At 63.0% G+C, this 21,668-nt stretch carries 25 protein-coding genes; 13 read left to right on the top strand and 12 right to left on the bottom strand.

All coding sequences use genetic code 11. The features are described from left to right. Positions 1–13: 13 nt before the first annotated feature. Both PY254_RS14400 and trxC read right to left on the bottom strand, forming a co-directional pair. Positions 14–1,519, bottom strand: coding sequence for a S10 family peptidase (locus PY254_RS14400; RefSeq protein WP_281012727.1), 1,506 nt, complete (start codon positions 1,517–1,519; stop codon positions 14–16). 147 nt (positions 1,520–1,666) lie between these two features. After that, entirely contained in the window at positions 1,667–2,110 is a 444-nt protein-coding gene (gene trxC, locus PY254_RS14395; protein WP_281012726.1) for a thioredoxin TrxC, read from the bottom strand. A gap of 132 nt (positions 2,111–2,242) precedes the next feature. On the opposite strand from trxC, the gene PY254_RS14390 reads away from it, so the two are divergent. Continuing rightward, positions 2,243–2,665 carry a hypothetical protein gene (locus PY254_RS14390; protein ID WP_281015233.1) on the top strand — a complete coding sequence of 141 codons (423 nt, stop codon included), beginning with the start codon at positions 2,243–2,245 and terminating at the stop codon, positions 2,663–2,665. Position 2,666: 1 nt separating this feature from the next. Here PY254_RS14390 and PY254_RS14385 read toward each other — a convergent pair whose 3' ends face one another. The 4 genes from PY254_RS14385 to PY254_RS14370 form a co-directional block, all read right to left on the bottom strand. Further along, positions 2,667–3,617, bottom strand: a complete 951-nt coding sequence (locus PY254_RS14385) for a hypothetical protein (RefSeq protein WP_281012725.1) — start codon at positions 3,615–3,617, stop codon at positions 2,667–2,669. Between the two features lie 70 nt (positions 3,618–3,687). Next, complete coding sequence (locus PY254_RS14380; protein WP_281012724.1) at positions 3,688–3,828, bottom strand: hypothetical protein; 141 nt, start codon at positions 3,826–3,828, stop codon at positions 3,688–3,690. 237 nt (positions 3,829–4,065) lie between these two features. Further along, on the bottom strand, positions 4,066–4,668 hold the full coding sequence (msrB, locus tag PY254_RS14375) for a peptide-methionine (R)-S-oxide reductase MsrB (protein ID WP_281012723.1): 603 nt from the start codon (positions 4,666–4,668) through the stop codon (positions 4,066–4,068). A 28-nt stretch (positions 4,669–4,696) separates the two neighbouring features. Then, positions 4,697–6,418 (bottom strand): cytochrome c biogenesis protein DipZ, encoded by a 1,722-nt coding sequence (locus PY254_RS14370; RefSeq protein ID WP_281012722.1) that lies wholly within the window; start codon positions 6,416–6,418, stop codon positions 4,697–4,699. Positions 6,419–6,688: 270 nt separating this feature from the next. On the opposite strand from PY254_RS14370, the gene PY254_RS14365 reads away from it, so the two are divergent. Both PY254_RS14365 and PY254_RS14360 read left to right on the top strand, forming a co-directional pair. After that, positions 6,689–7,213 (top strand): RNA polymerase sigma factor, encoded by a 525-nt coding sequence (locus PY254_RS14365; RefSeq protein WP_281012721.1) that lies wholly within the window; start codon positions 6,689–6,691, stop codon positions 7,211–7,213. 4 nt (positions 7,214–7,217) lie between these two features. After that, entirely contained in the window at positions 7,218–7,871 is a 654-nt protein-coding gene (locus tag PY254_RS14360) for an NrsF family protein (RefSeq protein WP_281012720.1), read from the top strand. 39 nt (positions 7,872–7,910) lie between these two features. Here PY254_RS14360 and PY254_RS14355 read toward each other — a convergent pair whose 3' ends face one another. Next, positions 7,911–8,393: a YajQ family cyclic di-GMP-binding protein gene (locus PY254_RS14355; RefSeq protein ID WP_281012719.1), complete on the bottom strand. Its 483-nt coding sequence runs from the start codon at positions 8,391–8,393 to the stop codon at positions 7,911–7,913. Between the two features lie 88 nt (positions 8,394–8,481). On the opposite strand from PY254_RS14355, the gene PY254_RS14350 reads away from it, so the two are divergent. Next, positions 8,482–9,660 carry a BaiN/RdsA family NAD(P)/FAD-dependent oxidoreductase gene (locus PY254_RS14350; protein ID WP_281012718.1) on the top strand — a complete coding sequence of 393 codons (1,179 nt, stop codon included), beginning with the start codon at positions 8,482–8,484 and terminating at the stop codon, positions 9,658–9,660. A 33-nt stretch (positions 9,661–9,693) separates the two neighbouring features. Here PY254_RS14350 and PY254_RS14345 read toward each other — a convergent pair whose 3' ends face one another. Continuing rightward, positions 9,694–10,515 (bottom strand): C40 family peptidase, encoded by an 822-nt coding sequence (locus PY254_RS14345; protein WP_281012717.1) that lies wholly within the window; start codon positions 10,513–10,515, stop codon positions 9,694–9,696. 151 nt (positions 10,516–10,666) lie between these two features. On the opposite strand from PY254_RS14345, the gene PY254_RS14340 reads away from it, so the two are divergent. Further along, on the top strand, positions 10,667–11,554 hold the full coding sequence (locus PY254_RS14340) for an NAD(P)-dependent oxidoreductase (RefSeq protein ID WP_281012716.1): 888 nt from the start codon (positions 10,667–10,669) through the stop codon (positions 11,552–11,554). Positions 11,555–11,585: 31 nt separating this feature from the next. On the opposite strand, the gene PY254_RS14335 is transcribed toward PY254_RS14340, so the two are convergent. Beyond that, positions 11,586–12,464 carry a PhzF family protein gene (locus PY254_RS14335; RefSeq protein ID WP_281012715.1) on the bottom strand — a complete coding sequence of 293 codons (879 nt, stop codon included), beginning with the start codon at positions 12,462–12,464 and terminating at the stop codon, positions 11,586–11,588. Positions 12,465–12,695: 231 nt separating this feature from the next. Here PY254_RS14335 and PY254_RS14330 point away from each other — a divergent pair, with 231 nt between their 5' ends. The 5 genes from PY254_RS14330 (at position 12,696) to PY254_RS14310 (ending at position 16,271) form a co-directional block, all read left to right on the top strand. After that, on the top strand, positions 12,696–13,307 hold the full coding sequence (locus PY254_RS14330; RefSeq protein ID WP_281012714.1) for a rhomboid family intramembrane serine protease: 612 nt from the start codon (positions 12,696–12,698) through the stop codon (positions 13,305–13,307). 173 nt (positions 13,308–13,480) lie between these two features. Next, positions 13,481–14,089: a histone H1-like repetitive region-containing protein gene (locus tag PY254_RS14325; RefSeq protein WP_281012713.1), complete on the top strand. Its 609-nt coding sequence runs from the start codon at positions 13,481–13,483 to the stop codon at positions 14,087–14,089. Positions 14,090–14,236: 147 nt separating this feature from the next. Further along, positions 14,237–14,755, top strand: a complete 519-nt coding sequence (locus tag PY254_RS14320; RefSeq protein ID WP_281012712.1) for a hypothetical protein — start codon at positions 14,237–14,239, stop codon at positions 14,753–14,755. Between the two features lie 79 nt (positions 14,756–14,834). After that, positions 14,835–15,863: an aminopeptidase gene (locus PY254_RS14315; RefSeq protein ID WP_281012711.1), complete on the top strand. Its 1,029-nt coding sequence runs from the start codon at positions 14,835–14,837 to the stop codon at positions 15,861–15,863. 24 nt (positions 15,864–15,887) lie between these two features. Then, the gene (locus PY254_RS14310; RefSeq protein WP_281012710.1) at positions 15,888–16,271 is read left to right on the top strand and encodes a nuclear transport factor 2 family protein; all 384 of its coding nucleotides are present in this window, start codon (positions 15,888–15,890) and stop codon (positions 16,269–16,271) included. A 15-nt stretch (positions 16,272–16,286) separates the two neighbouring features. Here PY254_RS14310 and PY254_RS14305 read toward each other — a convergent pair whose 3' ends face one another. Next, positions 16,287–17,093, bottom strand: coding sequence for a c-type cytochrome (locus PY254_RS14305; RefSeq protein WP_281012709.1), 807 nt, complete (start codon positions 17,091–17,093; stop codon positions 16,287–16,289). A 358-nt stretch (positions 17,094–17,451) separates the two neighbouring features. On the opposite strand from PY254_RS14305, the gene pncB reads away from it, so the two are divergent. Then, a complete protein-coding gene (gene pncB, locus PY254_RS14300) occupies positions 17,452–18,636 on the top strand; it encodes a nicotinate phosphoribosyltransferase (RefSeq protein WP_281015232.1) in 1,185 nt (394 codons plus the stop codon). Positions 18,637–18,672: 36 nt separating this feature from the next. Here pncB and PY254_RS14295 read toward each other — a convergent pair whose 3' ends face one another. After that, entirely contained in the window at positions 18,673–18,822 is a 150-nt protein-coding gene (locus PY254_RS14295; protein WP_281012708.1) for a hypothetical protein, read from the bottom strand. Positions 18,823–18,985: 163 nt separating this feature from the next. On the opposite strand from PY254_RS14295, the gene PY254_RS14290 reads away from it, so the two are divergent. Beyond that, positions 18,986–19,471 carry a glutathione peroxidase gene (locus tag PY254_RS14290; RefSeq protein WP_281012707.1) on the top strand — a complete coding sequence of 162 codons (486 nt, stop codon included), beginning with the start codon at positions 18,986–18,988 and terminating at the stop codon, positions 19,469–19,471. A 28-nt stretch (positions 19,472–19,499) separates the two neighbouring features. Here the strand turns inward: PY254_RS14290 and dacB are convergent, their stop codons facing one another. Beyond that, positions 19,500–21,029, bottom strand: coding sequence for a D-alanyl-D-alanine carboxypeptidase/D-alanyl-D-alanine endopeptidase (gene dacB, locus PY254_RS14285; RefSeq protein WP_281012706.1), 1,530 nt, complete (start codon positions 21,027–21,029; stop codon positions 19,500–19,502). A gap of 117 nt (positions 21,030–21,146) precedes the next feature. Between dacB and PY254_RS14280 the strand changes: the two genes are divergently transcribed. After that, complete coding sequence (locus PY254_RS14280) at positions 21,147–21,629, top strand: FKBP-type peptidyl-prolyl cis-trans isomerase (RefSeq protein WP_281012705.1); 483 nt, start codon at positions 21,147–21,149, stop codon at positions 21,627–21,629. Positions 21,630–21,668 lie beyond the last annotated feature (39 nt).

Genomic DNA, 21,668 nt, shown 5'->3' with positions numbered 1-21,668 from the left:
CCCGTCAAGGTGCTTACTTCACGCCGTAGAGTTTCTTCACGTCAGCGGTGAGCGCGGCCTGGCTGTCGGCGCGCGCATAGAACATGTGGCCACCGGGATATTCCTTGACCTGCACGCGACTTGGGTCACCCATCGCCGGCATCTGGTCGACGGCCAGCACCGACACCATGAACGGGCAGGACAGATCGTCCCAGCCGTGGGCAATCAATACACGCAGCTTGGGGTCGTTGGCGACCGCTTCACGCAGTTGGCTGACTGAACCTTCACGAGCGTCATCGTCTTCATGCCACAGCCGGTTCACCTCGTAGCTGAGTGCGTTGTAGCGACCTTGCGCCTTCCAGCCCACGGTCTGGGTCACGAAGTGAACCATCGCCGAGGTGGTCGGCGCAATGATGCCGTTCAAGATCGGGTCGCCGGTCTGCTGGCGCGGTGCGTACGGGAACGGGTCCCATGCGGTGACATTGGAATCGTAGCGGCTACCCAGCTTGCCTTCGGCGCGATACACCTCACGCAGATAGGCCTGGGTTTCAATGCGCCCGCCGGAGCGCTTCACGAACACCGGATCAAGTCCAGTCAGCTCGGTGACCTTCTGGATCATCGCGGTGGTGGCCGCCGGGTCGGCGCGACCCTTCATCAAGGTGCTGGCGTACTCGCCGCGCGTATACGCGATGATCGGCGCCATCGCCTCGGCGCTGAGCTTGCCTTCGCGCTCCAGATGCGCCGCGGCAATCGACGGCAGGGTGGTCATCCACGGCAGTGGCGAGACGGTGTCGTCACTCCATGCGCCAGGATCGAGGTACGGCGAAATCAGCGTCACGCCGCTCATCGCCACGCCCAGCTGGGTCTGCATGTATTCGGTAATGCGCGGACCGCGGAAGCCACCATAGCTTTCGCCCACGTAATACTTGCTCGAATCCATGCGGCCGTTCTTGACCAGCCAGTCGTACATGATCCGCGACAGGTATTTGATGTCGACATCGGTGCTGTAGAACTGCTTGGTCGCTTCCTTGTCATCGACCAGTGCGCGGCTGTAGCCGGTGCCAATCGGATCGATGAAGACGAGATCGGTAAAGCCCAGCCAGGTGCCCGGATTGTCGTGCAGGGTTGGGCGTTCGGATGGCGAATCCCCCTCGGCACCGAATGCCACTTTCTTCGGGCCGATCGCACCCAGGTTGAGGTAGACCGACGAGGCGCCAGGGCCGCCATTCAAGGCAAAGGTCACCGGCCGGTCGTTGCCGGCCATGGTGTAGGCAGTGAACACCACTTCACCGGTGATCTTGCCCTTGTCGTCGCGTACCGGCAGCGAGCCTACGGTGACGGTGTACTTGAGGGTCTTGCCGTCCAGCGTGGCGGACTGCGTGACGTGGGCATCGGCGGGCAGCGGCGGCAGGTGGAAGTCGCTGCTGGCACTGGCTTCCGCTGCTGCGGGCTTGTGGTTGTCGGCGGCAAAGACCGGCGATGCAACGAACCCAGCCAGCACGAAGGCGGCCAACAGGGCGGAATGAAGGGGTTTGCGCACGGGCGTTCCTCGCAGACGAAAACTCAAGACTAACGGCTGCGATGGGTACTGCACTGTGCTTAAAGGCATGGGTGGTGCGGCCCCGTTCGCGGTGACAACGCGATCAGCGGTCTGCCGTGGCTGCGTCGCTGCAGCGCTGTGCGGCGGTCAGTGCGGTGCCAGTGCGTTAGCGACGAACTGCTGCAGTTGCGCTGCATTGAGTGCGCCGGACTGCCGCGCCGCCTCGCGCCCGTCCTTGAACAGGATCAGCGTGGGGATGCTGCGAATGCCGAAACGCGCGGCCAGTTGGGGTTGGGCTTCGGTATCGACCTTGCCTAGCCGCAAGCGCGGCTCGAACTTCGCCGCGGCCTGCAGGAACACCGGGGCGAAGCCCACGCACGGCCCGCACCAGGGCGCCCAGAAGTCCACCAATACTGGCAGGTCGCCGCGCGTGGCGATGGCGTCGAAGTTGGTTGCAGTGAATTCGACCGGGTGGCCGCTGAACAAGCCCTGCTTGCACCGCCCGCAGTTCGGATGCTCGTCGGCGCGCTCGGCAGGCACGCGGTTGATGGCCCCGCAGTGCGGGCACGGGATCGCAAGCGCTGTACTCATGGCAAACTCAGATTTCCGGGCAGGCACGATGCGCCCATGTCGATCAGATGGCGGCTGGCCAGCGTGAATCCAAGTCGAGTGGATTTATCCGGACCGACACCTCCCGTTCTTAGGGCGTGGTTACGTCGCATGATGCTTGCGCTTGGCATGTTGTGGACGTTGCCCAACAGTGCGCTCGGGCTGTTGCTCGGATGTTGCGGGATGCCGTTCGGAGCACGCATGCGTTGGCAGTCGCGCGAACTGGCGATGGTGGTGCGATGCTGGCCGTGGGGGTCGGGTGGTGCGCTGACCCTGGGCAACGTCATCGTGCATACGGGGCCACAGTTGGACACTCCTTGCTGCACCTATGCCCATCGTGCCGGCCGCAGCATCGAGCCGATGATCTGGCTGGCTGACCACGAGCGCGCGCATGTGTTGCAGTACATGGTGCTGGGGCCGTTGTTTCTTCCGATCTATTTGCTGTTTGGCGGGATCAGCGTGCGCAATCCATTGGAGCGTGCGGCGGATCACTATGCGCGCCATGGCCACGGGTGGTGGCCATGGCGCGCACGATGAATCAACGCAGCGGAACGCTGCGCGTGTAGCGACGAAGGTGATAGACGCGGTGCACGTGCGACGCACCCAACCAGCCACCTAGCGCTGCAGCAAGCAAGGACAGCACGATGCTCAGGAACAGAACCCACATTGCCATCGCGGCGTAATGCGCCGTTTTGTCCGCCGCGGCTTTAAGCGTCGCCTGAGCCTCGCTGACTTGGGGCGACAGACTTTGAACGGTGGCGTCGATATTCGCCGGAGACATGTCCGTGTTGGCTGCGAGCAAGGCCTTCGCGGTGTCCGGGTGATCGGCGAGCAAGGCCATGGTCGCCGCGCCTGCGGTCTTCGGGTCAAGCCCACGAGCTGATGCGGCACCAAGCGTGGCACCATTCTGCATATCCGGCATCGGAGCACCACTCGCACTCATCGGCGCTGCCAACGCGGTGCTGCGTGCGGCGCGGACTTTTTGCGACAGTTGTGCCTGCAGCAAAATGGTCGCGTTGTTGCCCATCTGCAGTGAGCCATGGGCGCTATCTGCGTCCCAACCCCTGCTGTGGTGATTCATGCCAGCGCCTGCTGCAACCAGGTTGGCACCGCTGCCAATCGCGCCGCCCATGCCCAGCGCCAGCAACAATCCGGAAGCCGCAATGGAGAGTCCCCATACCGTGACGCCGTGCATCACGCCGGTGGTTTCGTCATCCCTGCCGTCGAACCAGCTGGCAAACATGCCGCCGATCAGTAACGAAACCACCCAGGTCAGCACCAGCCATGCGGCGGTGCCCATGCCGATACCCTTGGCGGTTGCCTGCGCGTCGTTGGGATCAAAGGCAGTGAAGCCCATCGCCAGTCCACCGACATACAGCAGGAAGGCGATGCCGACGGCGACCAGCCAACCTGCGATGATGGCTCCCCATCTCATCGATGGTTGGGTCACTTCAACCATTGTGCTGCGTTCAATTGCTACCTGTGCCATGACATTCTCCCGATGGCCGCATTGCTGCGACTGTGTTGTCGTTTTGCATCCCGTTTTCGGCACGCCTGCATCACGTGCAGCCGCGCAGCAGGAACAACACGATCAATACGGGGATTGGAACGCCCAATAGCCAAAGCAATACCCAGCCGATGCCACCTTTCTGTTTTTGTCGATCCATTTGCCGACGATAGGTTTCCATTACGGTTCTCATGGCAGTTCTCCGTTGTCGATGCACAAGACGCGGCAGACGAACGTCTGCACGCGTGCAAACACACCGTGCTGGGGGCGGCGTGGCAGGCGCGTGACGGAATTGCCAAAATCGTGCGAAGGCGGTTCGCGACCCGTGCGGGAGCTCGGCCATGGATGGGCTGCGCAGGTGGAGCTCCATGACTTGCACCTGCTTAAATTGGCTGCTGCCGTGGCAACAGCCATTGAATCATTGCCTGCTTCAGCCTGTCGTATAAGGCACGAAGTGCAACGCCACCGAGTTCATGCAATAGCGCAGGCCGGTAGGTACCGGGCCATCATCGAATACGTGGCCGAGGTGGCTGTCGCAGCCTTTGCAGTTGATCGCGGTGCGGGTCATGCCGAACAGATGATCGGTCTGCTCGATGACATTGCGTCTGGCGATCGGTTGCCAGAAGCTGGGCCAGCCGGTGCCCGAGTCAAATTCCGTGGCGGCATCGTACAAAGCGGTATCGCACGCCTTGCAGCGAAACAGGCCGGCGACCGCAGGGCGTTCGTGGTCGCCGCTGAAGGCACGCTCGGTGCCGTTGCGTCGCATGATGTCGTAGGAGGCCGGCGGCAATTTCTGTTGCCACTGCGCATCGGTGAGGATCAGCTTGGGTATTTCTCGCGGCCCTAGATCGCGGCCATGGTCATCAAAAATGTCGACCAGCACCTTGCCCGGCTGGCCGACAGGCGTATTGACGGCCGCGCGCACGCGCGAGGCGAGCAATCCGCCGCCGGCCAGCAGTACGGCACCACCCGTCAGCGCGGCGCGCAGAAAGCGGCGGCGATCCATCGCAAGGGTTTCTTCAAGACGTGACATGGCAACCTCCGCAGGCGTGGGTTGGGAATCAGCCGAAGGTGAAGGCGAACGCCTGCACACCCGGATCAAGGAAGGTGATTTTGAACAATCGCTCGCCGCTGCCGTTGGCCTGGCGTACCAGTTGGTACAGGCGTTGGCTGTCGATGGTGCCGTTGCCATCGGCATCGGTATCCATGCCGTGGTCGGCGCCCGGCGGCTTGCCGTCGATGGTGACGCGGAAGCGGACTGGCTTGCCGTCGCTGGCTGGCCCCAGTACCAGGTGCAGGTCGCGGCCGCGAAAGCGATAGACGATGGCGCCGCCGGCTTTCTCCAGTTGCGCGCTTTCATCGCGCACCGTCCAGCGTCCGTCGAGTGACCACTGGTTAGAGGCGAGCGAGCGTGGCGCCTGATAATCGTGGGCGTCGTCGTGGGTCACCCGACCGCCGACGAAGTTCTGTGCGCGGGCATAGCCGACATAGGTTTCCGGTGAACGGGTGGGATCGCCCGATCCGGCGGCTTCGACACCGTGGTTGACGTCGTTGATGTAGCCGCCGGGCAGGTTCTTCTGGCCGGCTTCGGTGAGCAACTGGCGGATCACGTCTTCGCTTTCGCGATAATTGCCCTCGCCGAAGTGATGGCTGCGAATCTGCCCCTGCGCGTCAATGAAATAGTGCGCGGGCCAGTATTCGTTGTTGAAGCCTTTCCAGATCGCGTAGTCGTTATCCAGCGCTACCGGATAGCTGACGCCAAGATCCTTGACGGCCTTGATGACGTTGTCGGGATTCTTCTCGAACGCGAACTCCGGCGCATGCACGCCGATGATCACCAGGCCGTGATCCTTGTACTTGTCATACCAGCCGCGCACATACGGCAGGGTGCGGATGCAGTTGATGCAGGAGTAGGTCCAGAAATCGACCAGCACCACTTTGCCGCGCAGCGATTCGGTGGTCAGCGGTGCGCTGTTGATCCACTGGGTGGCGCCAGCGAGTGACGGCATCGTGCCTTCCACTGGCAACGCGTCACCGGCTTTCAACACCGGCTGCGGCGCGGGTGCCGGGCGCACGGCGTTGATCAATTTCTGTTCGATGCCGCCGGTGCTGGCCAGCGAGATGCGGGTCAGTACGCCGGTATCCAGCCCCAGCGCAATCGCCGCCACACCGCCCAACACCAGCACACCGAGCGCGCGGCGTACCCATTCGCCAGCACCCAGCGAGCGCTTCATCAGGCTGAACACCTTGCCGCCGATCAGCAGCGCCAGCCCCAGCGAGGTGGCTGCACCAGCGGCATAGGTGAGCAGCAACAAGGTGGTTTGCACGCTGGCACCGTTCAACGCTGCGCCAGTCAGCAGCAGGCCGAGGATCGGCCCCGCGCACGGTGCCCACAGCAGGCCGGTGGCCACGCCCAGACCAGCGGCACTCCAGATCGAGTCGCCTTCACTGGCGGAGCGCTGCGACAGACGATTGCCCAACGCCACGAACGGTCGGGTCAGCCATTCGGCGAGGTGGCTCGACAGCAGGGTCAAGCCGAGGAAGGCCAGCACCACCAACGCAATGACCCGGCCGTACTGGTTCGCGTGCACCGCCCAGCCACCGCCCAGTGCGGCCAACGTGGCAACACCCGCGAAGGTGATCGCCATGCCCAGCAACATCGGGAAGCCGTTGCGCATGAACGGCTTGTCCGAACGGGCAAACACGAACGGCAGCACCGGCAGGATGCACGGGCTGAGAATGGTCAGTACGCCGCCGAGGTAGGCGAGGATCAACACAAGCATGGGGAGTTCATCCGTGGGTGGTTTTCTGGTCTTTCGCTGCCGGGTTGTCGCCGGTTACCTGTTAGTTACGAGGTAACTGCGGCGATGGATGCGGCGAATGCATGGTGAGGGTCCCACGATGGAGCATCCATGTCGCAAACCTTGACTGCCAACGGCCGATTGAGCCTAGATAGCGGACTTTGTTTGCGGACGAGTCCCAGCCGGATCGTGCCAGTCGATTTCACCCAGGCAAGCGATAGCAAGTCTCCCGACCAACGTCGGGCGGCGTGGATGGCGGCTGCCCAGGCGGGCGACCGGCGCGCCTACGAGAAATTGCTGGGTGATTCGGTAGCGCTGATCCGTGCCGCGGCGCGGCGGCAAGGCGTGGCGCAGGATCATCTCGACGATGTGGTGCAGGAAACCCTGATCACCGTGCACCGGGTGCGGCATACCTATGACCCGGCGCGTTCCTACGATGCGTGGCTGACCGCGATTGCCCGCCGCCGTGCGATCGACGCACTACGCAGCCGCGGTCGTCGCGACAGCCGCGAAGTACACGATGAACATGCCTTCGACAGCCATGCGGACGAGGGTGATGCCAGTGCTGCGACGGAAAGCGATGAGCGCGCGCAGCGTCTGCGCGAAGCGATTGCCGAATTGCCACCGGGCCAGCGCGAGGCGGTCGAGCAATTGGGCCTGCATGAGCGCTCGCTGAGCGAAGCGGCCGCACTGACCGGGCGCAATCCCGGTGCATTGAAAGTAAACCTGCATCGCGCATTGAAAGCGTTGCGCGAACGTTTCCACGGAGAACCCTGAGGCCATGCCCGAATTGCGCCCGCACGCAGCATTGATCGACCAACTCGGCATCGAGCTGGTGCCAGTGCGGCGCCTGTTGCCACCGTGGCTGCGCACCGTCGGCTGGCTGCTGGCGGTGGCGGGTATCGCCGTGCTGTTGTTGATGCATTACGGTGCCGACCCGATGCTGCGACGCTGGACGGCAACGCCGGATCTGGCCTGGGCCGGTCTTGGTGCGGTGGCCACGGCGATCAGTGCGGCGTGGGCGGCGTTCTCGTTGGGCGTGCCGGGGCGCAACCGGGCGTGGGCCTGGCTGCCGCTGCCGGCGGCCGTGTTGTGGATCGGCGCCAGCGGCCTGGGCTGCCTGCGCACGTGGATCGCGCCGGGCACCGAAGTGGCCGGCTTGCATCAGTCGGCCGACTGCCTGTTGTTCATCATCGGCTTCTCGGTGCCGCTGTCGGCGCTACTGGTGTTTCTGCTGCGCCGCGCCTGTCCGCTGCGACCGGTGTTGACCGCGGTGCTGGTCGGACTGGCCAGCGCAGCGGCGTCGGCGAGCTTGCTGGAAATTTGCCACGCTTACGATTCGGCCGCTACCGACCTGCTGACGCATGCGGCGGCGGTAGCGTTCGTGGTGGCTGTCAACGCGGCGATGGGCGGACGGCTGTTGTCCAAGGCGTAGGAGCACACCCTGTGCGCTCCTACGGATACGGAACGGTGCTCAGTCGCGGAAGTTGTCGAACTGCAACGGCAGCTCCACGTCCGACTTGCGCAGCAGGGCCATGGCGTCCTGCAGGTCGTCGCGCTTCTTGCCGGTCACGCGCAGCTTGTCGCCGTTGATTTGCGCCTCGACCTTGAGCTTGGCCGCCTTCAGCGCCGCCACCAGCTTCTTCGCCACCGGCTGCTCGATACCCTGCTTGACGGTGATCTTCTGCTTGGCACCGCCCAGGTTTACTTCCGGCTCGCCGATATCCAGTGCGCGGGCGTCGATTTTTCGCGCCGCCAGCCGACCACGCAGGATGTCCAGCATCTGCTGCAGCTGGAAGTCGCTGGGCGCGCTCTGGGTGATCACCGAATCGTCCAGCACGTAGCTTGCATCCACGCCCTTGAAGTCGAAACGGGTGGTCAGTTCGCGGTTGGCCTGGTCGATGGCATTGGTCAGTTCGTGCTTGTCGACTTCGGAAATCACGTCAAAGGAAGGCATGGGGATGACTCGGTGGAAAGGGCAGGCCAGTGTAAGCGATGCAGCTGGGCGATAATGCGCAACCAGTAATGTGCGGGAATCGGTATTCGTGAAAGTGGACGTATTGATCATCGGCGCGGGCGCTGCCGGCCTGATGTGCGCGATTGCCGCCGGCCAGCGCGGTCGCCGCGTGCTGGTGGTCGATCATGCGAACAAGGTCGGCAAGAAGATCCTGATGTCCGGCGGTGGGCGCTGCAATTTCACCAACATGGGCGCCACCCCGGAGAATTACCTGTCGGCCAATCCGCATTTCGCCAAATCCGCGCTGGCCCGCTATACGCCGTGGGATTTCATTTCATTGGTCGACAAACACCGCATCGCCTATCACGAGAAAGAGTTGGGTCAACTGTTCTGCGACGACTCCTCCAAACAGATCGTGCGCATGTTGCTGGATGAGTGCACGGCGGCGGGTGTCACCGTGGAGGCGAGTTGTGGCGTGCAGGGTGTGCGCAAGACGCCGGAAGGTTTCAGCGTGAAGACCGCGCGCGGCGAGGTGCATGCCGAATCACTGGTGGTCGCTTGCGGTGGTCTGTCGATTCCCAGCATGGGCGCCAGCGGTTTCGGTTACGAACTGGCACGCCAGTTTGGTCACACCGTGCTGCCGACGCGCGCCGGACTGGTGCCGTTGACGCTGAGTGGCAAGCATCAGGAGCATTACCAGGATCTCGCCGGGGTGGCGTTGCCGCTGGTGGAAACGCGAGTGGGCAAACAGGGCTTCCGTGCGGGTCTGTTGTTCACTCACCGCGGCATCAGTGGTCCGTCGATTCTGCAGATTTCCTCGTACTGGCAGCCCGGTGACGACCTGCGTGTCGATCTGCTGCCGGATCGTGATGCCGGTGACTGGCTGGTCGGGCAGCGCACCGCGCGGCCACTGGCCGAACTGAAGACGGTGCTGGGCGACGCGCTGCCGAAACGGCTTGCCCAACGATTGTGCGAACAGTGGTTCGAGAGTCGTCCGATGCGCCAATACCGCGAGGCCGAACTGTTGCAGATTGGCAGTCAGCTCAATGCGTGGCCGATCATCGCCAGCGGCACCGAAGGCTATCGCACTGCCGAAGTCACCCTTGGTGGCGTCGACACCGATGGCATTTCTTCCAGCACGATGCAGTCGAAGCTGGTGCCCGGTCTGTATTTTGTCGGCGAGGTGGTCGATGTCACCGGCTGGCTGGGTGGCTACAACTTCCAGTGGGCGTGGGCATCGGGGCAGGCGGCGGGGCAGGTAGCGTAATGCAGGCCAGGATTTTTGCCGGCAGTCGGGCAGTCACGCTTCGGGCGGTTCGCGCAGCGTGAACGGCAGGGCCAGCTCGGCTTCCTCGATCGGCTCGGCCTGCGCCCAGTGCACGCGGTGCGGGTCGAAATGGTATTCGAGCAACGGCTTGACGATGCGGAAGTACGGCGAGATGTCGAAGTCGCGTGGCGTGAACAGTTTGGTGTTGCGGATACGCAGGATTTCCTTGCGCGCCTGACGCGTGCCACGCAACGCGCGGTAATCGCGATCCAATATCGGCAGGATCGGGTAGCGCACGCTGTGGAATGCCGCCGCAATCAATGACGAGCAGATTGCTTCGGTTGGCTCGCCGCCACCGAGCGCCAGCAGCCGCCGCCGCCAGTGCCCCGGTATGGGTGGTGTCGGCAGCAGATAGCGCATCAGGTCGAACACATTGTGCATGTCGTAACGCTGCCCGAGTCGACCAACGACGTGCCTCAGCACGTGCTGGATTTCGTTGGGCGCCAGCCCGACCGGTCGACAAATGCGCGTATGCACGCCGCGGTAGCTGTCCACGGGCAGGGCACGCACGCCATCCACCACATCCGCTTCGATCAACACATGCGGACCCAGTTCGGGAAAGCGGTCGAGTACTGCATCACCGACATAGATCGCCGAGTGTGACCAGCTGGACTGGGTCAGATACTTGATCGCCGTACTGAATCGGCTGCTGCCTTCGACCAGCAACACGTCACCCTTGCGCAGGGACGCCACCAGCAGATCGAAGCCCGAAGTGCTGAAGTGCATTTCCACCGGTCGCGGTTTCGCCAGGAAGCGGGCCAGCGAACGACCAAGCCATTGCAAAGGATGGAACACAGTCGGACTCCCCGGTGGTCGACGTTGGGGTCAGCTTAAGCCCTGGGCGTGATCAAGTCAGCGTCCGGGTGATCCGGCCGTTCGGGCAAGTTCGCGGCGCATGAACGTTTTCCGTGCTTCACTGCGGGAAAACATTTACGAGGAATGCTTCATGAAAGTTGGATTCATTGGTCTGGGCGCGATGGGTAGCGCGATGGCAAGCAACCTGATCGCGGCCGGTCATGCGGTCACGGTGTGGAATCGTTCTGCCGAGGCCTGCGCGCCGCTGGCTTCGCTGGGCGCCAGGGTGGCTTCGACACCAGAACGCGCGGCTCAGGGCGAGGTGTTGTGCAGCATGCTGGCGGACGACCGGGCGGTTCGCGCGGTGTTTTTCGACGGCGGTCTGCTGGATGCGATGGACCCGGGCACGGTGCATGTAAACCACGCTACGCTCTCAGTAGAGTTGACCCGCGAGCTGGCTGCTGCACACGCGCAGCGCGGGCTGGATTACGTCGCTGCACCGGTGTTCGGTCGGCCTGAAATGGCCGCCGCGGCGAAGCTCAGTATCGTGGCAGCCGGCAAGGCAGAAGCCATCGAAACGGTGCAGCCGCTATTGCAGGCGATGGGTGCCAGGACGTGGTTGCTGGGTGAAGCGCCCGAGCGCGCCGCAGTGGTCAAGATTGCCGGCAACTTCATGCTGGCCAGCGCCATCGAGAGCATGGCCGAGGCGACCGCGCTGACTCGCGCTCATGGCGTCAGCGCAGCGGACTTCCTCGAGGTGGTAACCAGCAATATGTTCGCCACTCCCGCCTATCAGGTGTACGGCAAGATGATTGCCGAGCAGCGCTTCAAACCCGCCGGTTTTGCACTGCCGCTTGGCTACAAGGACGTGGGGTTGGCGCTGGCGGCGGGCGACGCCGCGCGCGTGCCGCTGCCGTTTGCCGGCGTGTTGCGCGACAGCCTGCTGGAGGCGCTGGCTGCGGGTGATGAGGACATGGACTGGTCGGCGCTGTCACTGGTGGCAGCGCGTCGCGCACATCTGGACAAACGCGGCAACTGAGTCACTCGCTTGCCGGCGGTGGTCCACCTGCTCAGGTGGACCAGGTCAGCGCGCCATCGATCACCGTGTGGCTGCTGCCCCCGACCCAGATTGACGCGCCGTCAATCTGCACCACCAGGCGTGCGTCGTGGCCCATCTCGCGCCCCTGGCTGACTTCGTAGCCGCGGGCCAGCGGGCCGTGCGGTTCGGCGTGGGCAATGTAAGCGCCGATCAAGCCGTTGGCCGCGCCCGAGGCTGGGTCTTCGACGATGCCCACACCAGCCGGAAAGGCGCGCACTACCAGTCGGCGGTCGGCGTGGCTGACGCGCGCGAATGCACACAAGCCCATGCTGTCACTGGCCGTTGCCAGCGCAAGAATCGCCTGATGGTCTGGCTGCCACGCACGCAGGCTGGCTTCATCGGCCACTTCGGCCAGCCACCAGCGTCGACCCCCATCGACCAGGGCTGGCGGCAGCTGGCCGAGGTCGATGCCCGCCAGTGCCGAGGCGAGTAGCGGGTGGGCATCCACGCCAGTAGCCAGCACGCGTTCGCCGGGGGACTGCAGCAGCAGTTCGCGGCTGGCGCCGTGGCCCTCGACACGGATCGGCAAGGTGCCGGCACCACACTCCTGCCACAGCAGTGCGTCACGTGGTTCAGCCAGTCCGCATGCCAGTGCGGCATGGGCGCTACCGATGCTGGGATGTCCGGCGAAGGGAATTTCCTTGTGCGGGGTAAAAATGCGCACGCGATAGCTGGCCTTCGGATCGGTCGGCGGCAGCAGGAAGGTCGTCTCGACCAGCGCCGTCCAGCGTGCGAAACGCTGCATCGCGTCGCAGCTCCATGTCTCAGCACCCATCACCACGCCAAGGTGGTTGCCGCCGCCAGCGGTGGCGGCAAAGACGTCCAGGTGCAGATAGCGGAGCGGGGTCATGGCATTCATCAAGTCGGTTGATCGGGCGCTGCGCGCCGCATAAGGCGCCGAATGATAGCCGGCAGACGCGTTCCGTGGCAGTCACGATCTGGCATGTCGGTGTGACCGCAGGGCATAAGGGCATTTCGAGTGTGAATGGCCCACGTCTATCGCGCGCTATGGATATCGAGTCGACAAGCCGCGTTGGGAGTCTCAAGATGTGCGTTTTTGCTGCCTGTCACGGAACTGTTCATGCTGATTACCCTTGGCATCATTGCCATCACCTGCATCGTCTCGTTCATGGCGCTCAACAACAGTCGCCTGATGAACGACCTGATCCTGTGGCCGCCGGCGATCACCCGCCAGCGCGAATACCACCGCCTGGTGACCTATGGCGTGGTGCACGCGGATTTCGGGCACCTGCTGTTCAACATGATCACGTTGTTTTTCTTTGGCCGCGCAATGGAGAGTTTCTTCACCGCGCAACTGGGTCCGCTGGGTTTTGCCTTGTTCTACATCGGTGCGCTGGTGGCTTCGATCCTGCCGACTTACCTGAAAAATCGCGCGAATCCGAACTATCGCAGCCTCGGTGCGTCGGGTGCGGTGTCGGCGGTGTTGTTCTCGTTCGTGCTGCTATCGCCGTGGTCGCGCATCATCGTGCTGGTGGTGCCGATGCCTGCGATCATTTACGCGGTGCTGTACACCGCCTATTCGATCTACATGGATCGCCGTGGTGCGGGCAATATCAACCACAGTGCGCATTTGTGGGGCGCGGCCTACGGCGTGCTGTTCACGGTGCTGGTGAACCCGCGAGTGTTCGGACATTTCATCAATGCGCTGCTGCAACCGGGCTTCCGAGGCTGAACGATTCCACTACTGGGTAATGCTGGCAGCGGTCGAGGCGAGCATACTGACCCTCACCACTCCAACGACCACCGCAGGAGAACGAACGCATGGCTACGACCAAGAAGTCGGTTGCGAAGAAGTCCGCGGCAAAGAAACCCCTTTCACCCAAACCGGCAGTCAGCAAGAAGGCGGTGCCGCGCAAAGTGGCGGCGAGCAAACCCGCAGCGAAAAGCCCTGCAGCGAAAAAACCTGCAGCGAAAAAACCAGTGGGCAAGCAAACTGCTGCGAAAAAGACGGCTGCCAAGAAGATCTCGACAAAGCAGGTTGCAACCAAGAAGATCGTGGCAAAGAAGGTCGCAGCAAAGAAGGCCGCAGTCAAAAAGGCGCCGATGGCAAAGAAAGCCGTCGCAAAGAAGGCCGTCGCAAAGAAGGTCATCGCAAAGAAGGTCATCGCAAAGAAGGTCATCGCGAAGAAAGTCGTCGCGAAGAAGATCGTCGCGAAGAAGACCGTCGCAAAGAAGGCCGTCGCGAAGCCGGCCACGCGCAGGCAACCGCCGCTGGATGTGCCAGTTCCGCACATCAGTCAGGAAGACGCGGTGGCTCGGATACAGGCCTTGCTGGAGGCGAAGAACGACCGCGTGCGCCATGGCCCCACCTGGCCGGACGCCAATCCGAGCCAGCCCGGAAATACCCACGTCGATCTGCATTCGCCGCCGGCCGTCGATGCTGGCAACGACCATGCCGATGGCCGCGTGTTGGCTGCGCAGCGTGGCGACCAGGGCAAGCGCGGCAACAGTTGAATTGTCGCTTCCGCGGCAGCCTGGTTCCCGAGCATCATTGCGCGGTGGCAGTCATCTTCAGATCGCCGCCGCGCACGCCACGACTTTAGCGTCGGTTCAAGGTTGTGCGCTCAGTCTGGGGCTGTCATTCCATCAGGGGGACGGTTCATGAAGCGCCATTTGTCAGTTGTTGCACTCATTTTTGCCGCCGCGACGCTGTCGGGCTGCTACTACGATCCGGGCTACAGCTACGTGCGCGGCTCGGGGCAGGGCGGCGACGCCTACTATGGCGACGGCGGCGGTGACCGGTACGTCGAGCCGGCTTACGATGGTTACTACGGCGGCAGCTATTACGGTGGCGGCTATTATGGCCGCAGCTACTACGGTTGCTGTTATGCGCCCGGGGTCAGTGTCGGCATCAGCAATACCTGGTACGGCGGTTCGGGTTACCGTGGTGAAGACTATCGAGGGCGTCGCGACTACGGCAATCACGCCGGTCACTGGCAAGACCGCTCGGGTGACCATCAGCGCGGCGAGTCCCATGGCAACGGGCGTCCGGTTTCCCGTGGCAACGACAATCGCGGTACGTACGGAAATGCAGCTGATCAGGCGCCACGCGGGCACAGTGTCGAACAACATGGCGGAAACCATGATCGGCACCGCGATCACGGCGATCAGCGTGATTGACGACTGACGGCAACGGTTGCGGATGCACCTCGGCAGACTTTCATGCAGTGTCTTCAGCAGGCTCATCGCGATCATTGCGATGGGCCTTTTGTCGTCGGGCTGCAGCAGTTTGCACTACTACAGCCAGGCGGCGCGCGGACAAGGCGAGTTGATCGTGCATCGGCGCGCACTGGCTACGGTGGCGGCCGACCCATCGACCAAGCCGCAATTGGCCGAACGGCTACGTCAGGCACAGCAGGCGCGGGCGTTTGCCAGTCGGCACCTCGGCCTGCCGGGCAATCGCAGTTACACCACTTACGTGGCGCTGGATCGTCCGTACGTGGTCTGGAACGTTTTTGCCACGCCGCGCTACTCGGTGCAGGCGATACCGCAATGCTTTCCGATCGCCGGCTGCGTCGCGTATCGCGGCTGGTTCAGTGAAGCGGCGGCCAACGCGGATGCGGCACGCCTGCGTGCGCGTGGCGACGATGTCTGGGTTGGCGGCGTGTCGGCGTATTCCACCCTGGGCTGGTTCGCCGATCCGATCCTGTCGAGCATGCTGCGCTGGGATGACGACGAGCTGGACAGCACGATCTTCCATGAACTTGCTCATCAATTGGTCTACGTGAAGAACGATACGGCGTTCAATGAATCGTTTGCCTCCTTCGTGCAGGAAGAAGGGCTGCGTCAGTGGCGCCGTTCGCGCGGATTGCCGCCGCCGAATGGCCGTGCCCAAGTCATGGACGACGAGTTCTCCCGGCGCGTACTGAACCTGCGGGCGCGCCTGAAAGCGCTCTACGCGAACGGTGGTGGCGAACAAGTGATGGAGGCTCGCAAACAACGCGAGATAGCGGCGTTCCGCGCTGATTACGCGCAATGGCGTGACCGCCGTTGGCCACAAGATCACCGCTATGACGCCTGGGTGGCGGCGCCGATCAACAACGCGCGGCTGCTTCCGTTCGGCTTGTATCGCCAGTGGCTACCAGCCTTCGCCGGCTTGTTTGAACGGTCGGGGAAAAGCTGGCCTGCGTTCTACGCCAGCGTGCGCCAACTGGCACGGCAATCGTCGGCGCAGCGCGTGCGCACGTTGCAGAAGTTGTGCAACGGGGCGTGTTCCGGGGCAGACTGAAGCTCCGATTCGTGGAGCGGTGCAATGGTCAACGCAGAAAAGCGGGAAGTGATCGAACGTTATGTCGACGCCTACAACCGTTTCGACGTGGACGGCATGCTGGCGATGCTTGCGCCAGACCTGTTGTTCGAGAACGTTTCGGCGGGGCAGGTGAATGCGGCGGCACACGGACTGGTCGAGTTCCGCCAGTTGGCTGAACAGGGCGCGTCATTGTTCACCGAGCGCAAGCAAGTCATCAAGGCATGGTCGTTCCGTCCGGCGTCGGTGTTGGTGACCATTGCCTGGCGCGGCGTGTTTGCGGTGGATATACCCGACGGCCCGCGCGCGGGCAGCGCACTGGAGTTGCCGGGCGAGTCCGAATTCGAGTTTGACGGCGCACGCATCAGTCGGATCGTGGATCGCAGCTGATCCGCCCGTCTGCGCTCAGGGCGTAGCCTTGCGCCCAGCCATGTGCCGCAGATAAGCCAGCACGGCGTCCAGATCCGCATCGGTCAACGCATTCCGGTCGAAGCCATGCATTTTCGCCTGTGGCCAGCGCCGCAGCGATTGCGGATTGCGGATGAATGCGCGCAACAGGTCGGCGCGCAGGTATTCGGTGGGGTTGTGCGGAATGTTCAGGTCGGGGCCGACCTGCGCATCGCCTTCGCCGTTCAAGGTATGGCAGGCCAGACAGGTGCGCTGAAACACGCTGAATCCTTGTCGCACCGGGCTGTTGGCCGGCAGCGCCGGATCGGGTTGCAACGCCGGGAAGCGTGCGGACATGGCGGCCAGCTTGCGGATGCTGGCCAATTGGTAGGGCCATTGTTCGCTGCTGACGCCAGCCGCCTGTGGCTGGGTCCATACGACATAGAACGGCGCTGCGCTGCCGTGACCGGGCAACGCGGGCCAGGGCTGCGCCGGGTCTTCAATCGCCAGCCACGCCACGCTACCTTTTCGGTTCAGCAGCAAGGCAGCGGGAATCTCCGCGGCAAAGCCGTCGCTGGCGACAAACTGCAGGTGATCGCTGGCCTGAATGCCGTGCAGCAGCGCCGTCAGCGGAACCGCCTGGTAGTGCATGGCGCGATGGAAGGCGACGTCGTCCGGCACCTCGATCGTGCGCACGTCATCGCGCTTCAGCAACGCTGCGGTCTGCCACGTGATCTGGCCGTGTCCCAGGTCCACTTTGAGCTCGGCGGCTGTGGCAGGCCGCAGCAGGCAGCAGGCGAGCAGGCCAACAGTCAGCAGCTTCATCAGGAACTCCAGCAGGAATACGCGATCGTAGAACAGCGGCGCGGACCGCGGCAGTTTGGGCGCTTCTGGCGCGCAGCCTGTCGGCCAGCTGAACGAACCCGGGCGTGTACATTGAACTCACATCGCCCAATCCACACTAAGCCCGTGTATCGCCGTGATGGCGACAAAAAGTGGCGCAGCACAACGCGTTACTGAGGGGCCGGCATTTCCTCCCCTGGATGCCGCCTGACAAACCCCATCGGTCCTCCCCTGGCCGCTGGGGTTTTTTTTGCCTGCTATTTTCATGGCTGCAAACATTCACATGAATCCTGCGCTGGCATGGATAATTACGCATTACCCCTATGCCTGTGGGCAACTGATGATTATCGAGTCGCTGCTCGACACCGATTTGTACAAATTTTCGATGATGCAGGTGGTGTTGCATCAGTATCCGGCGGCGCAGGTGGAGTACCGCTTCAAGTGCCGCACGCCGGGCATCAATCTGGTGCCTTTCATCGATGAGATTCGTGCAGAACTGCGCGCGATGTGCCAGTTGCGCTTCGCGCCCGAAGAGCTCGACTACCTGCGTGGCTGGCGCTTCATCAAGAGTGATTTCGTCGACTTTCTCGGACTGCTCCAGCTCAACGAGAAGTATCTCGATATCGCCCCTTCGGAAGCCGGTAACGGCGAGATCGAAATCCGTATCTGCGGCCCGTGGCTGCATACCATTCTGTTCGAAGTGCCGGTACTGGCCATCGTCAACGAGGTGTATTTCCGCCACACCAGTGCCGGGCTCGACCTCGCCGAGGGGCGCCGGCGTCTGCGTGAGAAAATTGCCTTGCTGCGTGACTCGCCGGATTACACCGGCTGCCGGATCGCCGACTACGGCACGCGGCGGCGTTATTCGCGCGTGTGGCAGGAAGAAGTGGTAACCACATTGCGTGACGGACTGGGCGAACAGCTCGCCGGTACCAGCAACGTCTGGCTGGCGCGCAAGCTCAATCTCATCCCACTGGGCACGCTGGCGCACGAATACCTGCAGGCGCACCAGGCGCTGGGGCCGCGCCTGCGCGACTCGCAGGTAGCGGCGCTGGAGGCGTGGGCGAAGGAATATCGCGGTGACCTTGGCATCGCACTGTCTGACGTCTACGGATTGGATGTTTTTTTGCGCGATTTCGACATGTATTTCTGCAAACTTTTCGACGGCACCCGCCACGATTCGGGCGATCCGTTCGCATGGGGCGAAAAGGTACTGGCGCACTACGCGGCGAACCGGGTCGACCCGCGCAGCAAGGTGCTGGTATTCAGTGACGGGCTGGATATTCCCAAGGTGATGCAGTTGTACACGCATTTTCGTGGGCGCTGCCAGCTGGCATTCGGTGTGGGCACCAACCTCACCAATGACGTGGGCCCGCGCGCGCTCAATATCGTGATCAAGATGATTCGCTGCAACGGCCAGCCGGTGGCCAAGCTGAGCGACTCGCCGGGCAAGAACATGTGCGAGGACAAGGCCTATGTGGCGTATCTGCGCCAGGTGTTCGAGATTCCCCCGGAACAAGGCTGATTGCCAGCACCTGCCATGAGCGACGCGTTGCTGCGCTCACGCTTCGTCGTCAGCAGGGCTGACGTCCCGTTGCCTGGCTTCGACTTCGTTGGTCGCTTGCGCTGGCGTGTCGTTCGTGTCGGTGCAGGAACCGAATGCGCCGGCCAGCAGCAATAGCGACAAGGTGGCAACGATCACATGCAGCACGGCGTGTTCCAGAAGACAGGTCAGTTCACGGACAATAGCCGTCCAGACGTCCGCAAGTGAACGTCGGTGAATGCATATGGATATGCCGCATTGCGGTGATGCCGCGCAAAGCGCCGGCGGATAGCGTAATCTGGCTGATCAGATCTTTTGCCGGAGCAACTGCATGACCAGTGTCTACGACTTCACCGTGAACGACATCGACGGCAAACCACGCTCGCTTGCCGACTTTCGGGGCAAGACTCTGCTGATCGTCAATGTCGCCTCCAAATGCGGCTTCACCCCGCAATACCGGGGTCTGGAGACGCTGTGGCAGGACCAGCGCGATCAGGGTCTGGTGGTGCTGGGTTTTCCCTGTGATCAGTTTGGTCATCAGGAGCCGGGCGACGAGGCGGAGATCCGGAATTTCTGCAGTACCCAGTACGACGTGACCTTCCCGATGTTCGCCAAGGTCCAGGTCAACGGCGAGCACGCCGATCCGCTCTACAAGTGGTTGAAGAGTGAGGGCAAGGGCATCCTCGGCAGCGAGTCGATCAAGTGGAACTTCACCAAGTTCCTGGTCGACCCGGAAGGCCAGGTGGTCAAGCGCTATGCGTCCACCGACACGCCGGAGAAGATCGGCAAGGACACGTTGGCAAGATTGGCGGGCTGAAGCCACGACGGGATTTTCCGCCACCGCTTCAATCGTGGCCGCGGTAGTTCGCCAGCAGTATCGCGATCGCATCCACCTCGTTGCTCGCCGTTGGTGCGTCAGGTGGTCTCTCGTAGTTGTTCAGCATGATGGCGAAGGCCAGTCGCTCGCCGGCCGCGCTGGTGACGTAGCCGGCCAGGCAATGCACCTGACTCATGCTGCCGGTCTTGGCGTGCACATTGTTTTCGGCCGCCGTACCACGCATGCGTCGGATCAACGTGCCATCGACTCCGGCCACCGGTAACGCCGCGCGCAGGGTCTGCGCGTAAGGCTGGGTTGCCAGATAGCTGAGCAGGCGAGCCATCGCGTTTGGGGTGATCAGATCACGGCGAGACAGTCCGGCGCCCTCTTCAAGCAAGCTGCCCAATGGTGGAATGCCGCTTTGCTGCAGCCACTGGTGCAAGGCATCCAGCGCGCGATTTTCGCTACTACGGAAGCCCGTCGTGCTGGCGGGTTGGGTGGCACCCACGCTGAGCAGCAGGTTCTGCAGGTACAGGTTCTGCGAGCGTTTCAGGCCGCGCTGCACGATCTCGCGCAATGGCGGCGACTGCACTTCACCCAGCAATTCGGCTGTCGCGGGGCGGACGGTTGCCCGCTGCGGCCAATGGATAGCGCGCAGCTTGCCGGTGACGCGAATGCCGTGGCGCTTCAGCGCCTGGCGCAGTTCGGCGCCGGCGACCAGCGCCGGATCGACCATGGCCAGCCGGAACGTTTGCACCGGCGAGCCGGCGGCCACCGTGCCGAACGCGTGGAGTGTCGCTGTACCCGGTGCGCGATAGAGATTGATGTCGCTCTGCGTGTTCGCGGTGGTGGTCAGCAACTGATTGTCGATCGAAGGCGCGGCCTCGACGGGAGCAAACGCAAGTTGCGCTGGTTGCCCCACGGCGGAGGGGCTGATGGTCAGGCTGACAATGTTTTCCTGCACGCTCAGGGCCGATGTCGGCACCGCAAACCAGCTTTGCAGATCGGTGGCTTCCCAGCCGTTGCCGAACGCCGGGCTGGCGAAATAGCTGTCGTCGGCAAGCAGGTCGCCCTGCACGAACTTCAGGCCGCGAGCAGCGGCCTGGCGGGCCAGTTGTTCCGCCCAGTCCGCACTGCTTGACGAGCCCAGCGTGGGGTCACCCCTGCCGTATAAAATCAGCGGGCCATTCAGGTGGCCGTGAACAACCGGTTTGCCAGCCAGCAGACGCGTTGGCATGCGGTAGTCGGGGCCCAGCACGGCCAGCGCCAACCCCGCCGTGAACAGCTTTGCGGTGGAGGCGGGCTGCAATAGTCGATCTGCCTGATGGGTATACACGCTATCGCCGCTGTCCAGCGAAACCACCGCAATGCCCCAGCTGGCGCCAGCGAAGCGCGGCTGGGTGACCAACGCGTTGATCTGTTCCGCCAGTGCGGCCGGCGTGTCGATGGCTGTGCTGGGTGCGGTCGCAAGTGTGCACGGCGGAATGGCGAGCAACCCGGCGCAAAGCAGCAGACGGATCACAAGCAACTGCGCATGGCGGTGTGGCAATCGGCTCATGGACGGCAGTATGGCCAATCACCGGGCGGCTTGCAGGGGGTTTTGGCAGCTCTGCTAAACTGCGCCGTTCATGTCGGCGTTTTGGTCGGCGAACAAGAACCTATTTGCGAGAAGCCCATGCAGATTGCCCAGAACTCCGTAGCCGCCTTCCACTACACGCTGACCGACGACGAAGGTCAGGTCATCGACAGCTCTGCCGGTCGCGAACCGCTGACCTACCTGCATGGCCAGGGCCATATCGTGCCGGGTCTGGAAAAGCAGATGGAAGGCCGCGTGGTCGGCGACAAGTTCGACGCCCACGTGACGCCGGAAGAAGGTTATGGCGTGCACCATCCGGAAATGATGCAGCAGGTTCCGCGCGAGGCCTTCCAGGGTGTCGAGGACATCCAGCCGGGCATGCAGTTCCAGGGCAGTGGTCCGGAAGGCCAGATCAATGTCACCGTGAGCAAGATCGAGGACGGCGTGGTGTTCATCGATGCCAACCATCCGCTGGCGGGCAAGACCTTGCATTTCGCCATCGAAGTCACCGACGTGCGTGAGGCTTCCGAAGAAGAATTGCAGCATGGCCACGTGCATGGTGCCGGTGGTCACCACCACTGAGTGTGAGGCACGCCCGGAAATATTCCGGATGAACGACAA

Source organism: Rhodanobacter sp. AS-Z3 (assembly GCF_029224025.1).
Classification (GTDB): domain Bacteria; phylum Pseudomonadota; class Gammaproteobacteria; order Xanthomonadales; family Rhodanobacteraceae; genus Rhodanobacter.
The sequence above is the reverse complement of the archived record's forward strand: the minus strand, read 5'-3'. Positions and strand labels throughout refer to the sequence as shown.